The sequence below is a fragment of the Woeseia sp. D3-10 genome (assembly GCF_055809415.1).
This window is the reverse complement of record NZ_JBVVTW010000007.1, coordinates 4036246-4051020: the sequence shown is the minus strand read 5'-3', so window position 1 is coordinate 4051020 and position 14775 is coordinate 4036246. Positions and strand designations below refer to the sequence as shown.

Annotated in this window: 15 protein-coding genes and 2 pseudogenes; 11 read left to right on the top strand and 6 right to left on the bottom strand. The window is 57.0% G+C overall.

Annotated features, from left to right (window positions below; genetic code table 11):
* The first annotated feature begins 37 nt into the window (after nucleotides 1-37).
* From soxC to AC0L8N_RS18620, 4 genes are all read left to right on the top strand, one after another.
* Entirely contained in the window at nucleotides 38-1297 is a 1260-nt protein-coding gene (gene soxC, locus AC0L8N_RS18635) for a sulfite dehydrogenase (protein WP_473669917.1), read from the top strand.
* Nucleotides 1284-1802, top strand: a complete 519-nt coding sequence (locus tag AC0L8N_RS18630) for a c-type cytochrome (RefSeq protein WP_473669915.1) — start codon at nucleotides 1284-1286, stop codon at nucleotides 1800-1802. The genes soxC and AC0L8N_RS18630 overlap by 14 nt, the downstream gene beginning before the upstream one ends.
* Before the next feature lie 161 nt (nucleotides 1803-1963).
* Nucleotides 1964-2287, top strand: a complete 324-nt coding sequence (locus tag AC0L8N_RS18625) for a hotdog fold domain-containing protein (RefSeq protein ID WP_473669913.1) — start codon at nucleotides 1964-1966, stop codon at nucleotides 2285-2287.
* Nucleotides 2288-2422: 135 nt separating this feature from the next.
* On the top strand, nucleotides 2423-2650 hold the full coding sequence (locus tag AC0L8N_RS18620; RefSeq protein WP_473669911.1) for a hypothetical protein: 228 nt from the start codon (nucleotides 2423-2425) through the stop codon (nucleotides 2648-2650).
* 166 nt (nucleotides 2651-2816) lie between these two features.
* On the opposite strand, the gene AC0L8N_RS18615 is transcribed toward AC0L8N_RS18620, so the two are convergent.
* The 3 genes from AC0L8N_RS18615 to AC0L8N_RS18605 are packed head-to-tail and all read right to left on the bottom strand — an operon-like array spanning nucleotide 2817 to nucleotide 5828.
* Nucleotides 2817-3395: an amidohydrolase family protein gene (locus AC0L8N_RS18615; protein WP_473669909.1), complete on the bottom strand. Its 579-nt coding sequence runs from the start codon at nucleotides 3393-3395 to the stop codon at nucleotides 2817-2819.
* Nucleotides 3392-4546, bottom strand: coding sequence for an N-acyl-D-amino-acid deacylase family protein (locus tag AC0L8N_RS18610; protein ID WP_473669907.1), 1155 nt, complete (start codon nucleotides 4544-4546; stop codon nucleotides 3392-3394). The genes AC0L8N_RS18615 and AC0L8N_RS18610 overlap by 4 nt, the downstream gene beginning before the upstream one ends.
* A gap of 34 nt (nucleotides 4547-4580) precedes the next feature.
* Entirely contained in the window at nucleotides 4581-5828 is a 1248-nt protein-coding gene (locus AC0L8N_RS18605) for a dipeptidase (RefSeq protein ID WP_473669905.1), read from the bottom strand.
* Between the two features lie 277 nt (nucleotides 5829-6105).
* Here AC0L8N_RS18605 and AC0L8N_RS18600 point away from each other — a divergent pair, with 277 nt between their 5' ends.
* The 4 genes and pseudogenes from AC0L8N_RS18600 (at nucleotide 6106) to AC0L8N_RS18585 (ending at nucleotide 9975) form a co-directional block, all read left to right on the top strand.
* A complete protein-coding gene (locus AC0L8N_RS18600; protein ID WP_473670241.1) occupies nucleotides 6106-6387 on the top strand; it encodes a helix-turn-helix transcriptional regulator in 282 nt (93 codons plus the stop codon).
* Nucleotides 6381-7683: pseudogene (locus AC0L8N_RS18595) on the top strand (type II toxin-antitoxin system HipA family toxin). The gene AC0L8N_RS18600 and the pseudogene AC0L8N_RS18595 overlap by 7 nt, the downstream one beginning before the upstream one ends.
* Before the next feature lie 257 nt (nucleotides 7684-7940).
* On the top strand, nucleotides 7941-8636 hold the full coding sequence (locus AC0L8N_RS18590; RefSeq protein WP_473669903.1) for a response regulator transcription factor: 696 nt from the start codon (nucleotides 7941-7943) through the stop codon (nucleotides 8634-8636).
* Nucleotides 8629-9975 carry a HAMP domain-containing sensor histidine kinase gene (locus AC0L8N_RS18585; RefSeq protein ID WP_473669901.1) on the top strand — a complete coding sequence of 449 codons (1347 nt, stop codon included), beginning with the start codon at nucleotides 8629-8631 and terminating at the stop codon, nucleotides 9973-9975. Before AC0L8N_RS18590 ends, AC0L8N_RS18585 begins: the two co-directional genes overlap by 8 nt.
* Nucleotides 9976-9981: 6 nt before the next feature.
* On the opposite strand, the gene AC0L8N_RS18580 is transcribed toward AC0L8N_RS18585, so the two are convergent.
* Nucleotides 9982-10482, bottom strand: coding sequence for a pyridoxal-dependent decarboxylase (locus AC0L8N_RS18580; RefSeq protein WP_473670239.1), 501 nt, complete (start codon nucleotides 10480-10482; stop codon nucleotides 9982-9984).
* The gene (locus AC0L8N_RS18575) at nucleotides 10365-11471 is read right to left on the bottom strand and encodes a pyridoxal phosphate-dependent decarboxylase family protein (RefSeq protein WP_473669899.1); all 1107 of its coding nucleotides are present in this window, start codon (nucleotides 11469-11471) and stop codon (nucleotides 10365-10367) included. The genes AC0L8N_RS18580 and AC0L8N_RS18575 overlap by 118 nt, the downstream gene beginning before the upstream one ends.
* Nucleotides 11472-11701: 230 nt before the next feature.
* Between AC0L8N_RS18575 and AC0L8N_RS18570 the strand changes: the two are divergent.
* The 3 genes and pseudogenes from AC0L8N_RS18570 (at nucleotide 11702) to AC0L8N_RS18560 (ending at nucleotide 12963) form a co-directional block, all read left to right on the top strand.
* A pseudogene (locus AC0L8N_RS18570) lies at nucleotides 11702-12572 on the top strand (SPFH domain-containing protein).
* A 39-nt stretch (nucleotides 12573-12611) separates the two neighbouring features.
* A complete protein-coding gene (locus AC0L8N_RS18565; RefSeq protein ID WP_473669897.1) occupies nucleotides 12612-12788 on the top strand; it encodes a type II toxin-antitoxin system antitoxin in 177 nt (58 codons plus the stop codon).
* A 22-nt stretch (nucleotides 12789-12810) separates the two neighbouring features.
* Nucleotides 12811-12963 (top strand): hypothetical protein, encoded by a 153-nt coding sequence (locus AC0L8N_RS18560; protein ID WP_473669895.1) that lies wholly within the window; start codon nucleotides 12811-12813, stop codon nucleotides 12961-12963.
* Between the two features lie 27 nt (nucleotides 12964-12990).
* Here the strand turns inward: AC0L8N_RS18560 and AC0L8N_RS18555 are convergent, their stop codons facing one another.
* Nucleotides 12991-14706: a DUF3300 domain-containing protein gene (locus AC0L8N_RS18555; RefSeq protein ID WP_473669893.1), complete on the bottom strand. Its 1716-nt coding sequence runs from the start codon at nucleotides 14704-14706 to the stop codon at nucleotides 12991-12993.
* Nucleotides 14707-14775 lie beyond the last annotated feature (69 nt).

Here is a 14775-nt window from a genome sequence, read left to right as displayed (position 1 = left end):
GCAGTGTCAGGTCAGGTGAATTATCGGGGGGAGATTAATGCAAGACACTAAATCGTGTGACGATTACGCAGCAGGTAATGGGCTGCTGGATCGACGGGTTTTTCTGCGGGCTGGCGTTGGTGTTAGTGCAGGTTTGCTAAGCGCCCAGGCGGTCGGCAAAACGCGGGAACCGTGGAGCAGTCAGCCCGGTGCACCGATGACTGACAGCGGGGCGCCTTCGTCGCATACCGCACATATCAAACGCGTTGGCATCGGTTCGCAACCGGGCACGACAGGCACCGGGGTCTCCCGTACGCCGCTCGAACACCTGGATGGGATCATTACCCCGAGTCGTCTGCATTTCGAACGTCATCACAGCGGGATCCCCGATATTGATCCCGCGCAGCATCGTCTTTACATCACCGGGCTCGTAAAACGCCCGTTGTCGTTCAGCCTGGAATCTCTATTGCGTTACCCGACAGTCTCGAGGATTCAGTTTCTCGAATGTTCGGGCAACAGCGGCGGCATGCTCGCCCCGGAACCGCGGGATGCCACTTGCGGCGAATTGCACGGCTTGCTGTCTACGAGTGAGTGGGGCGGCGTACCGCTGTCAGTGTTGCTGGATGAAGCGGGGGTTGAGAAAGACGCCTCATGGATAGTGGCGGACGGCGCCGATGCCGCCATGATGAGTCGTAGCGTGCCAATGCAGAAAGTCATGGACGATGCCATCGTTGCCCTGTACCAGAATGGCGAACCGCTGCGGCCAGGTAATGGTTATCCAATGCGGCTGTTCCTTCCTGGGTGGGAGGGCAACATGTGCGTGAAGTGGTTGCGTAATGTGCGGGTCACGTCGGCGCCAGCGATGACCAAGGACGAAACGTCCCGATACTCGGACCTCGCAGACAACGGGCGGGCGCAGCTGTTCACTTACCCAATGGGCGTCAAATCGCTGATTACGAGTCCGTCTCCCGGGCTGGCTTTGGGGCCACCGGGCATCTATCAGGTAAAAGGCGTTGCCTGGTCGGGCGGAGGGCGAATCAGACGGGTTGAAGTGTCCGCGGACGGGGGCAAGAGCTGGGCAGATGCGGCTCTCGATGACAGCGTATTGCCAATGAGCGTTACCCGCTTTCGCAGCGCATGGCACTGGGACGGTGAGCCTGCCGTGATTCTCAGTCGCGCGACTGACGAGCGCGGCGATATCCAGCCCACCCGGACGCAGGTACTGGCAGGCAGGGCGAGCAATTCTTTTTACCATTACAACGGGATTCAGGCCTGGGCGATCCATCGCCAGGGGGAGGTGCGCAATGTCTACGCGTAACTGGTTGCGACTCGCCTGCCTTTTGCCCGCATTCGCCTTCGCTGACACCGAGTCGCCGCAACTGGGCGAGGAATTGTCGGCGGCTGAAGCCGATGCAGTCAATTTCACGATCATGCCTGATGGTGCTGGTTTACCGGCCGGTTCGGGAACCGCTGCAACGGGCGAACGGGTTTACTTGCAGCAGTGTGTAGCCTGTCACGGTGTCAACGGCGAAGACGGTCCGAATGACCGACTGGCAGGAGGGCATGGCAGTCTGCAATCGAATCAACCGGTCAAGACCATCGGTAGCTATTGGCCTTATGCGACAACATTGTTCGATTATGTTCGGCGGGCCATGCCGTACACCGCGCCGGGCAGCCTGAAAGACGACGAAATCTACGCAGTGACTGCCTACCTGTTGCACCTGAATGGGGTCATTGAGGCCGATGCGGTTATCGATGCGCAGAGTTTGCCGCTGGTGAAAATGCCGAACAGGGATAATTTTGACTGGGCGTGGCAACCCTGATGAACGCGTTCTAGCACCTTGTCGCGTGCCTTCCGCACATGGAAGAAACTCGCCGGCACGAGCTTTGGACGCTGGCTGTTTACCCGTGTCGTGTGTTTCAGGGCGCCGTTTTTCGCCTCCATATCTCCGACCATTCTTGAGCTGGGCCGGGTCGCGCGGTAGTGCGGCTCAAGAAGCGCCGCAAGGTTCAGAATCACCTTGGTACCGTCCACGCTATCGCAATGGCCAATCTGGCGGAGCTGGCAGCGGGTACGATGATGGAGGCGAGTATCCCCGCAGAACAGCGCTGGATTCCGCGTGGGATGACGATTGAGTATCTCGCGCGCGCTGAAAGCGATGTCACTGCGACCGCCTTACTACCTGCTGTCGACTACGGCCCGGCGCAGGACATAATTGTGAACGTTTCGGTACGCGACGAGCATGGCAAAGAGGTCTCTCGGGCGACGGTGCCGATGTACGTTTCGCCCCGTCCAGGTAGTGGCTAGCAGCCTTGCCAGACATAAGGTATTTGGGCCGAAACGGTCGTTTTTTAACTGGCGAAATGAGAACTGTTCGGATAAATTGCGGGCAGTATTTTGTTAAGTTTTCATAACCGAAGGACTGGCCGTAAACGCACAAGAATGAACCCAGAAGTCGTATTAACTGAAGACGAATTGCCCGCCGATGTCGTCGTAGCAATCAAGCAGGGCCGCAAGGTCGTCGCAATCAATTTGCTCATGGAGTCGACCGGCATTGGCCTCGCAAATGCAAAAGTACTGGTTGATCGGGCATCCGTTCGTCTGAATCCGAAGCCACCGCGTCAGACCTTCATGAAGGACTACAACCCAATGAACTGCCGACTGAATTAGTATGGCGTTTACATTGTTCGCGGTTTTTCTGGTCTACAAACTCTATTTCAGTAGTTGATGTAGCTAACTCGTTTCCACTGTCCCGGTGGATTCGGTCGTTCAAGCCGCTGTATACAACACCGCGACCTGCGATCGCCACGGTCCGTTGCATCAATGCGGTGTTTTACTAGTTCAACGGTTGATTGTTAGGCCAGCCAGTCCAGCCGGGTCCGCGGACCACTCGCCCTGGAGTCGCTCCGGTGTGTTCGCCATCTTTCAAGACCTGCACGCCGTTGACAAATACGTGCTCGACGCCGGTGGCGTACTGATGCGGTTCTTCGAAAGTGGCATGGTCACTGAAAGTTGCGGGATCAAAAACGACAACGTCAGCGTAGTAGTCCGTTTTCAGACGACCGCGACTGCGGATGTTGGTATTGAACGCCGGCAACGAGGTCATGCGTCGAACAGCCTCTTCTATTGGCATCAGGCTTTCTTCGCGGACAAACCGACTGATGACCCTGGCAAAGTTTCCATAGGCGCGCGGGTGTGGGCTCGAGTTGAGAAAGACACCTTCTGCCGCCAGGGCACCGGCGTCGGAGCCAAAACTGATCCACGGTTTTGCTGCCTTTCGGCTCACATTGAATTCAGACATCAAGGTGAAGGCAGCGTCAACCCGGCTGTCATCCTCGATGACCAGATCAATAGCAGTGGCGGCCGGGTCCTGTTCGCGTTCGTCGGCCACTTCCTGCAAGGTTTTGCCAATCAAGGGTCGTAGATTTTCATTCCGGAAACCGAGCAACCCAATGTTTTCGGCCCGGCCTGCACGTAAAAGTTCTCCCAGTCGTTGCGGTCTTCATGCATCTCCGCTATGACGAGTTCGCGCACTTCCGGGTCCTTCAGACGCTCGACCCATGCATCGTGACCTCCCGCCTGAACCCACAATGGCATTGTGGCATCAAGTCCGGTTGCGCCGGCGTTGTAGGAATACATGTCCGCCGATATTCTCAGACCGGCGGCGCGGGCGTCCTCGATCATGTTGAACACGTTCTCAAGCTTGAACCAGTTGTTCTTGCCCGACGCTTTGAGGTGATAAATTTCAGCGGGTGCGCCGCTCAGACTCGATATCTTGATCAACTCCTGTACCGCTTCTTCGAGGCGATTGCCTTCACTGCGAATATGCGAGATGTAGCCGCCACCGAATTCAGCTGCCGCCGAGGCCAGCGCGACTAACTCGTTGGTATCAGCGAAACTGTCGGGGGCATAGATCAAGGATGAGCCAACGCCGATAGCACCTTCACGCATTGCAGCCCGGACCAGTTCCTGCATGCGCAGCAATTCCTCGGCGGTGGCACGCCGATCATCGTAACCCACCTCGTGAACGCGCACGGTTCCCGCGCCGATGTACGAAGCCACGTTCACTGACACTCCGCGGTTTTCCAGCTCTTCCAGGTATTCGCCGAGCGTGGTCCAGTTCACGTCATAACGGATGTCGCCCTGGCGCTCCTGCAGTTCGGCTTTCATGCTCGAATTCAGCGGACCCATTGAGCTGCCTTCACCCATGATCTCGAGGGTTACGCCCTGACGTATGTCGCTGAGTGCGCGACCGTCTTCGATCAATGATTGTGTCGCCCAGGAGAGCATGTTGATGAAGCCAGGCGCGACCGCCATACCAGTAGCGTCAACTTCCTCCGCTCCTGTAGCGAGGCCGAGGTCGCCCAGGGCCGCGATACGATCGCCGTTAATGGCAACGTCGCCGCGGTAGGGCGCAGCGCCGCTGCCGTCGTAGATCGTTCCATTGCGGATCACGAGATCGTAAGCCACTGTGTCGGCAGCTGGTGCTTGCTCTTCGGAGCAGGCGCTGACAACAAACAACGCTGCAAGCGCCGCAAACACATTTCGCCAGGATACTGTCTTCATTGGTAACTCCGCCTGATTAGAGGAGGCAAACTAATTATTCGGCGCCTGCTTCAATCTCACGCCACACACGCATCAAATTCCCGCCCAGTATTTTTACCACGTCGTCCTCGCTATAGCCGCGACTCAACAGACCGGCGACAAGGTTCGGGTAACTGGATACATCTTTAAGACCGATGGGCAGACTATCCCCAACGCCGTCGTAGTCCGAACCGATCCCGACATTATCCGTTCCGCCTGTCAGCTTCACCACGTGGTCGAAATGGTCGAGCGTCTGATCGAGCGTGGCGAACGGGTAAGGGCCGTGCTCGGCTACAAATTCAGCGCGGAATGCATCTCGTTCTTCATCCGTTGCTTCGCCGCCTCGCTCTTCGAGCCACGCGCGCATGGCTGCGCCACGTTTGTCGCCATAGTCACGGGATTCCTGGCTGATGAAGGCTGAGCCGAAATTGATCATGATCACGCCGTTGTTTTCTCCCAGCCGCACGATCATGTCGTCGGACATGTTGCGCTCCCAGCCTGGAGTGAAATGCCGGGCCGATGAATGCGACGCTATAACCGGTACGCTGGTGATGTCCATGACGTCCCAGAATGCGTCGTCTGACACGTGGCTGATATCGACCATGATGCCCAGTCGGTTCATTTCGCGAACAACCTCCTCACCGAACGGGCTTAAACCACCCCATTGCTTGTTATCGTCGTAGGAAGAGTCCGAGATGTGATTCGACAAGCCGTGAGCGAGCGTTATGTAGCGAATACCGCGGTCGAAGAAATGTTGCACGTTGCCGAGGTCGCCTTCGATCGGTGACCCGTTTTCCATGCCGAGCGGCAAGGAAATGAGTCCTTGCGCAAACTGGGCATCGACTTCCGCGGGCGAACGGGCAATAGCGAACTTGTCTGGCGATTGCGAAACCAGTCCTTCGACGAGGTCGATGAGGCTCTCTGCAACCTCTTTAGAACGCCCTTCGGCTTCAAGGCTGGCCGGTGTATAAATCGACATGAAGGGAACGTTCAGGCCGCCTGTCACGGCGCGTGGGTAGTCGAAGTCACCCGAGTCCGTTGCCTGACTGACATCAGCAGGCGTCTTTTCAAGTCGATAGGGCACGTCAATGTGCGTATCGATGATGAGGTTGTCCTGCGCTATGCGCCGGGCAGCGGCGTCCGGACTTTCGCTGACTACGTGGGTGTCGGCTGCAGATTTGGCGGCGGGTGGAGTGGCGCTTTCCGGCCCGCAAGCTGTCAGTGACATAGCGGTCGCGCTCAAGATCATCATGCGAAAGGTCATGTGTTTCCTCCATTCTCGTTTGGGGTTGCCGAATCCGGGCAGCGCAGAGTATAGGCAAAAGTGCCTTCTGAATGGCGACTATCAGGCCGTTAGCGGGCTCTGGAGCGTACTGGTGGTAAGTATGGAACGGCCGGATGGTGGTAACGACAGTAAAGCATTGTAATCGACAGTAAAATAGTGATAATACTCGTTATAGGGCTATAAATACCAGTATAGTGTTGATTATGAACTTCCAATCCATGAGTAATCCCGATATTTTGGGCGAACTGGGCGTCGGCTGAGACAACGGCGGTTGAACGCAAACCTTACCCAGGATGCCCTTGCGACTCACGCGGGCGTTTCATTGAACACGGTGCGCAATGCTGAAGCGGGAAGCAACAGTTCGCTGGATACCTTGGTCAGCCTGTTGCGATCCCTGAATGCGCTGGGCGATTTGCAGCAATTATTGCTCGACGAAGGCCCGAGCCCGGTTGAGCTTGCGCAACGCGACGGGCGGGCCCGGCAACGGGCTTCAAGCACCGCCAAAACACCGACGGATGACGGTGAGTGGCAATGGTAACGGTCGACGTTGCAGAAGTACGTCTGTGGGACCGGGCGATCGGTGCGGTCTACTGGGACGACAGGGCCGGGCTCGCCGCATTCGAGTACACGCCTGCGTTTCAAAAGAGCGGGATTGAGTTGTCGCCGTTGATGATGCCGCTGGGAGCACGTGTCTATCGTTTTCCCGAACTCGCCAAGACGTCCTTCAAGGGCTTGCCAGGACTGCTCGCCGATTCACTACCCGATGATTTTGGCAATGCCATTATCGGATCAATGGCTGGTCCGCGAAGGGCGCGACAAGGCAAGTTTCAATCCGGTCGAGCGGCTTTGCTATATAGGCAGGCGTGGCATGGGGCACTCGAATTTCGCCCGGCAACCCGCAGTACGCCGAAAGGCTCCGTCCCGCTGGAAGTGGAGCATCTGGTGGAACTGGCTCAGCACATTCTTGACCTCCGTGACGGCTTGCGGATTCGCTTGAAAGGCAGTGCCGCCGACTACACGGAAGCGCTGGACGACATATTGCGTGTTGGCACTTCAGCCGGCGGAGCCCGCGCAAAGGCCGTTATCGCGTGGAATCCGACGAGCGGAGAAATTCGCTCTGGCCAAACCGAATGCACCGGAAGGGTTCGAATACTGGATTCTCAAGTTTGATGGTGTTGAGAATCGCGAGCGTGGCGTTCAGGATCCGCAAGGTTACGGTCGTATCGAATACGCTTACTACCTGATGGCTGTCGCCGCTGGCATCAGCATGAGTGAGTGCCGCTTGCTCGAAGAGAATGGACGCAGTCATTTTATGACCCGACGTTTTGATCGTGACGCCAGCGGAGTGAAAATGCACATGCAGTCGCTCTATGCGCTTGCTCACCTGGATAATCAGCTGCCCGGGGCGCACAGCTATGAACAGGCGTTTCAAGTGATGCAAACGCTCAGCATGTCGGCGCAGGATATTCGTGAGCAATTTCGCCGAATGGTATTCAATGTCGTAGCGCGTAATCAGGACGATCACACAAAGAATATTGCCTACCTGATGGACAAGAAAGGGCGTTGGCAGTTATCGCCTGCGTTCGACATGATCTATGCATGGAATCCGCAGGGCACGTGGACGCGTTCGCATCAGATGAGTGTCAATGGACAGCGCGATCGGATCTCGCGCTCGGACATGGATGCTGTTGCGGTCAAGTATTCGATACGGGATGCTGACCAAATCATCGAACAGGTAATTTCCGCCTGTACCAACTGGCATACGTACGCTGCAAATGCAGGTGTAGACCGACCGGCCAGTAAACGTATCGGCGATAGCTTCCGTTCATTCTAAGATGCAAAAAAAACCCCGCCGGTGGCGGGGCAGTAAAGCGCTGTGGGGCAAGCGCTACTCGCGTCGCCGATTTCGTAGAGCGTCCTTTGGGGAAAGGTCGTTGTCCACTACGGTCGGAGGTAATCGGCCATGCGTGCAGCTTGACTATCGCTGCGGAGACAAGAGAAATGGCAACAAATTGGTAAGCAAGTGTTTCAATTGGTAACAGCGGGCCGATTCCTGCAGTTGCCAGAGCCTGATGCGGGTATTATGAACCAATGAAAAGCCTGTTACTGATAGACGATGACGAGCGGCACTCCAAACTGTTGAGCGAGTACCTGCGTCGTTTCGACATGGAGCTGGATTGCGTAGGGGAAGCCGTGGAAGGCTTGCAGCGTTTGCAAACCCGTGATTACGATTTGCTGCTGCTTGACGTCATGTTGCCAGGCCGTGACGGCTTCGACATTTGTCGCGAAGTCCGGAAGAGCGACGCTATTCCCATCATCATGTTGACCGCTCGCGGTGATGTCATTGATCGCGTATCCGGACTTGAGCTAGGCGCCGACGACTACATCGCAAAACCATTCGAGCCGCGCGAGCTGGTGGCGAGAATCCAGAGCATTTTACGGCGCACCACACCGCAGAGTGGGCCACAACAACGAATGGTTTTTGACGGGATTGTGATAGACCGTGATGCGCGAACGGTAAGTGTTGACGGTAATGACATCGAGTTGACCTCCATGGAATACGAGCTGCTTGTCTTGCTGGCAAGCAATGCCGGCAAGAAGCTCTCGCGCGACGAAATATTGTCAAGTTTGCGGGGTATCGATGCGGCAATTTTGACCCGATCAGTCGATATCATGATCAGTCGCTTGCGTAGCAAATTAGGTGATCCCGGCAAACCGGCACGCTTTATTCAGACCATCTGGGGTCGGGGCTATTTGTTCGTTGGCCGGGTGCCGCAGAATGCTTAGACGCCTCGCGCGTTCATTATCGTTTCGCTTGCTGGGAATCTTTCTGGTTCTCGGCGCGACCTTCGTGTTTTTTGCCATTCTCGCCGTCGGCTGGGTCTACGATACCGATGAAGTTCGGGAACTCGTTGGTGGCCACTTATCGTTGCATATTGAGTACGTGCTGGATGACATCGGTGACCCGCCACGCATCGAACGTGCGATTAGTATTACCCGCAAAGTCCCGGTCGACATACGGATTACGGGTCCGGAGATTGATTGGGCCTCGGACCCTGCCTTTCCGAAAGAATCAGAACTCACCTTCGACCGGGGAGAAGTCCTGAGCGATCCGGCCAATCGGCTGCTGGGGCAGCTCAGGGACGCAGAATTTGCCGAGCTTCGTGGTCATCGCTTCCTGCGCATTCGGCGGGGGGCAAACTCCTTGATCGTGTCCTCACCGCGCATCGCCGATGAAGTCCAAACCCGCAGCCTCATGCCGATTATTGTCGGTGTCGGCGTATCTCTGGTCGTGCTTGCCTATTTCGCGGTTCGTTGGCTGTTTCGACCGATAAGTACCATTCGGCGCGGTGCCGCGCGTATCGGTCAGGGCCGTTTTGATGAACGCATAGAGAACGTGCGTGGCGACCAGCTCGGAGATCTGGCGGAAGACATCAACAACATGGCAGCTGACGTGCGTGGAATGCTCGATGCCAAACGGCAATTGTTGCTGGGCATCAGTCACGAACTGCGAACGCCATTGTCACGCATGCGCCTCGCTATCGAACTGCTCGCCGACCGGGAAGGAGCGATGACGGACGCGGACGGCATGCGGGCCGACATTGTGGAGATGGAAAAAATCATTTCCACGCTACTCGAAGCGGAACACCTGAACAGCCGGCATGCAGCGTTGCATCTCGAAGACTGCGCTATCGACGAGTTGGTGGGGAGGCTGCTCAATGATTACTTTTCCCGCGAAACAGACCGTATTCATGTTGGCTACACGGGGATGAATCGTCCTGTGCGTGTGGATGAAGCGCGCATCGTTTTGATGCTTAAAAACCTGCTCAGCAACGCATTGCGTTACTCCGATGAAAGTGCCGGGGCAATCGAACTCTCAGTCGACGTCCGCACTGATTCGGTACTGATCCGGGTGCAGGATCGCGGTCCTGGCATACCGGAGGATCAGCGGGACTTCATTGGCGAGCCGTTTTTTCGCGGAGATCCATCGCGCACCCGACATACCGGCGGCAGCGGCCTTGGTTTGTACCTTGCAACGTTGGTCGCGCGCGCGCACGGCGGCCGACTGACACTGGACAGGGAGTATGACGCGGGAGCGGCATTTGTGGTGCTGCTTTCAGGCTGACAAAGATCAGGCGCCACGGCTCAATTCCGCTCCAAGTCGCAGGACACCATTCACCAGCGCATCGAAATCAGAGCGGGTACTGCGGTGATTGCAGATTGCAACGCGAATGGAAAAGCGATCCTGAAGGACGGTTGACGACGGCGCGGCAACACCGTCTTCGTGCAAGCGCACCAGAATTTCTTCGTTGAGGTGATTTAGCCTTTCGTCGTCCAAACCAGCATCACAGTATCTGAAATTGACAATGTTCATTGCAGTTGGCGCAAGCAGCTGTAATTTAGAATGTTGAGCAATCAGAGAATCAAGGTAACGCGCCTGCAGAACATTCTGTGAGATCTGCCGGGCGTAGCGGTCGGCACCTTCGCTCTTCAAAGCCATCCATGCACGAAGCGCTACGAAAGAGCGCGACAGTTGCACGCCAAGTTCGGAAAAGTTGAGCGGGCCGGCAGCAAGGCCGCGTTCGAGTTTCCGGAGGTAAGTCGGTAACGATGAGAACGTGCTTCGATGCAGTTTTCATCTCGGACCAGAACACCGCCGCAGTTGTATTGCACGTACAACCATTTGTGCAGGTCGAATGCGACGGAATCCGCTCGCTCGAGACCGTTCGCCATCGGCGCGAATTCAGGGCTAAGTCGAACGAACGCTCCGAATGCGCCGTCAACGTGGAACCAGAGGTTTTCTTCGCGTGCGATATCAGCAAGTTCCTGCAATGGGTCGGTAGCGCCGGTATTGACGGTGCCGGCATTGCCGATAAGACAGGCGGGTTGTTTGCCAGCGATCTTGTCGCTCTCGATTGCGCGCTTGAGTGCGTTCACGTCGATTGTGCAGTCATCAAGTACCGAGATCGTGTGCAGTGATTCTTTGCCGAGTCCCAGTACCTCGATCGCCTTGGAAATGCTGGAGTGAGCTTCGCTTGATGCGTAGTAGACTAGGCGTGGCTGTTGTTCAAGGTCTATACCTGTAGCGCGCACGTCGTAGCCTGCTTTGGCATTGCGTGCGACGGCCAGCCCAACAAGATTTGCCATGGAGCCGCCACTCACGAGCAAGCCGCTCGCGTTTGCTGGGTAGGCAAGCAAGTCTTTCAGCCAGTTTATGACCTGCACTTCAACATGTGACGACGCTGCTTCGTCGAAGCCGAGCGAGCAGGAGTTCATGGTGGAAATGACCATGTCGGCAATCAGCTGATTGGCCGTGCCGGTACCTCCCACCCAGCTCCAGAATCTCGGGTGAATATTGCCGGTGGGATAGGGCAGGATGTGCTCGCGGATCTGCTGGTACACCTCGGCTGCGCCTTGCCCCTTGCGTGGTACCGGTTCTTTGAACAGTGCCTTGCTGTCGTCCGGTAGTGCCTGCCACACAGGCCGGGTGGCGATGCTCTGCAGGTAATCCGTCAGGTCGTCCACGGCGTTGTGCGCCAGCGCTCGGAATGCCTCCCAGTCGTCGGGGTCAAGAGAGGTTTCGGAGGTGGTAGGCGGTATGTCGGCTGACCTGGGATCCATGGGCGACGCTCGATTGCGAACCAGTCTGAAGTATCAACAAGCTGCTTATGCACGCAATACACAATGCGCGTGTCACTACTCTTGAACAGATGGGTTGGCTGCACATTCTGCCAACAGCGCTGTTCGCCGACGTTCTAGCGCTTCCGTCCTGCTGTATGGACAGACAACGATTGACATGTAGGCAGGAGTGATATCACAATGATAGCTAAATAATGCACAAGGAGATGCGCATGAATCGCGAGGTAGTACGTCAGGCTTGGTCCGGTTACGTGATGTTGGTAGTGCTCGCCATGGCGCAAATCGCCACGTTATTCACGTTGATGCAGGCGGTTAAGGCGCAATCCCTGGTCGGCTGTCTGTTCTCGGCCTTAGTGATTCTGGTGGTGCTGGTGTGTTGGGCGGGCTTTTTTATGGTGCACCCGAACGAAGCCAAGGTTCTGCAGCTGTTCGGCAAGTATTCCGGGACAGTCCGCGATTCGGGACTTCGCTGGGCCAATCCTTTCTACGCAAAGAGCAGGGTTTCCACGCGAGTACGTAATTTCGAAAGTGGCAAGCTGAAGGTGAACGATTCTCAGGGCAGTCCCATTGAGATTGCGGCCGTTGTTGTGTGGAAAGTGGTCGACACCGCGGAGGCGATGTTCGAGGTAGACGACTACGAGGAATTTGTCCACATCCAGAGCGAGTCAGCGCTACGCGATCTATCGACGTCTTATCCGTACGAACCGCATGAAGGCGAGGGCATTGCGCTGCGCAGCGACCCGCAGGAAGTCGCCAACGCTTCTACGCGGTGAAATCCAGAGTCGTCTCGAACAAGCTGGAGTTTCAGTGATCGAGGCCCGTATCAGCCATCTGGCCTATGCACCGGAAATCGCTCACGCGATGCTACGCCGGCAACAGGCTTCGGCCATTATTGCCGCACGAACACAGATCGTTGCTGGTGCGGTCGGTATGGTCGATATGGCGCTGGAACAACTGAATGCAAAACAGATTGTAGACCTGGACGACGAGCGCAAAGCGGCGATGGTCAGTAACCTGCTGGTGGTGCTGTGTAGCGAGGAGAACGCGCAGCCGGTGCTCAATACCGGATCGCTCTATTCGTGACATGCACACCATTGACCTGAAGCCATTGGTATTGCGTTCATGAGTTCGCGAAAAGCGTTCGCGCTGCGCATCGATGAGAAGATTCTCGAGGCCATGCAGCGATGGGCAAATGACGATCTGCGCAGCCTTAACGCGCAGATCGAATTTATGCTCCGGGAATCGCTGCGCAAGCAGGGCCGTCTGCCCAAGCCGGATAGCAAGACGAAAGCGGACTGATAACTGATGTTAGGATGTCGACATGAACCTGCTGTCATTGATCATCATCTTCCTCGCCCTGGTGGTGTGTGGCGCCATCGCGTTCATTGCCTGGGAGCTGACCGGCGACGGCGGAAAGAAGACGGATAGAAAACGGGGTGCCAATGGCACCCCGTCTGACAAGAAGAACGACTAAGCGCAACGCGGTTCGTTGCATCTCACATTACTGATTACGGCGCCGGTTGCCACGTTCACTCTGTGATCGATTGCTGCGCGATGGCTTCGCTCTGTCGTTGCGCTGCGGCTGGCTCTGTCGCTGCGTTGGTTGCGCCCGCGGCCGCGGGCTCTGCCGCTGAACGGGTTGGGCACGTTGTCGAGGAGCCTGGACGCTGCCCGCACGGCGGGATGATTCTGCTCGTGCCGGGGCACTCGGTCGGTCGCGGCGGGTGACTTCCGGGCGTGACCTTGAGCGACTGACCGCGTTACGTTCACTTTCTGTACGCGACCGGAACGAGGGCGCAGACGTCACCGTGTCCCTTTGCCGTACTACCGAACGCTGGCTTTCACGAGCCTGTTCGTTTCGGCGTTGCGCAATCGTCGTATTGGCACTGCGTCTTTCAGTCGCTGCCGAACCACGATTTTCGCGCGGCGCAGCCGACGATCGCCGGGTGTCACCGGCCTGGACCGATGGCGACTGCCGGCGCACAGACGGATCGCCGCTGGGATTACGGGCATTGTCTGACGTACTCCGAGAGCGAAACCGGATTGCGTTGTCGTCGCTGTTACGGCGAGCCGCAGTATTGCTCGTGCGACGCTCGGCGAGGTCAGCGCGTCGCTCCGAAGAACGCGTCCCGAGGTTGCGACGGGCTGCCTGGGTATTGTTCCGTCGTTGAGCCTGGCCCTGTTGAGCCGCCTGCTCACGCCGCGCATAACCGTCGTTACTTGAGCTGCGACGTCGGTCCGTATAGTAACGGGTCCGGGATTCATAGTGACCCGGCCGCGCGCCACCACGGTGGCGAGGACGCCAGTAGTCACCGTGCCGGTTACGGTAGCCACTGTTGCTGTGGCTGTTGCGCCCGTAATAGGTATGGAACACCTGGATGCTCGGTCGACGCCAGTAGTAACGGTCGTAATAGCTCCTGCCGTAGTACGGGTGACCGAGGTAGCTATGGTGCTGGACGTGCAGGAAGTGGTTGGACCAGCCAATCTGATACGCCGTGGTTACGCCCCAAAACAGCCCCGAGCCAAAGTGGTAGTCAGCGGGGTAGGGGTAGTAATAGACCGGGTAGGCACGCGGGTAATAGTGATAGGCGCGCGACGGCTGTCGCAGTACGACGACCTCGGGCTCGTAATACGGAACGTAAATGACATCGTCATCGACCGGTTCGATCTCAATGGTTGTACCGGTCCGGGTCACGCGCTGGCGATCGTCAGTCTTGAGGTTGCCGGCCGCGTAGGCACGATCGCGAAATGCTTCGACGGCAGCAACAACATCATTCTGTTGTGCGACGACCGCTTCGCCAAGACGCCAGGTCCAGTCCAGATCGTCGCTCATCATTTTGACAACTTCGGGATAATTAAGCAGAGCGACAACGGAGTCGTCCCAACTCTCGTCAGGTTTCAGTCGGCTGTCATTTTCAAGGTCGTCAAGAAAGCGTGCGGCCTGAACAATTTCCAGCGGGTACGTGGAAGCTGGCAGGACAACCGCGAGCAAATCGTCCGGGTACAAAGCGATTGGGCCAACCAGGGTCTCCAGTTCTTCTGGCGAAAGCATTGGCGCTACGGACTCGTCGCCCGCGTCGTCACTGTAAACAGTCCCGATTGGGTTGCCGTTGTCGTCCACTGGCGTTTGCGCGTAGCTCAAGCCGGCTGTGAACAGCAGGCAGGACACGGCTATGAGTCGCAGTGGCAGGTTCTGGGTAAGCGTTTGGCTATTCATCGCGTTCTCCCTGTGGAGCACAGGCGCAGCTCCGAATGTAGCGCAAAGTGTACTGTGACGAACCTGAAC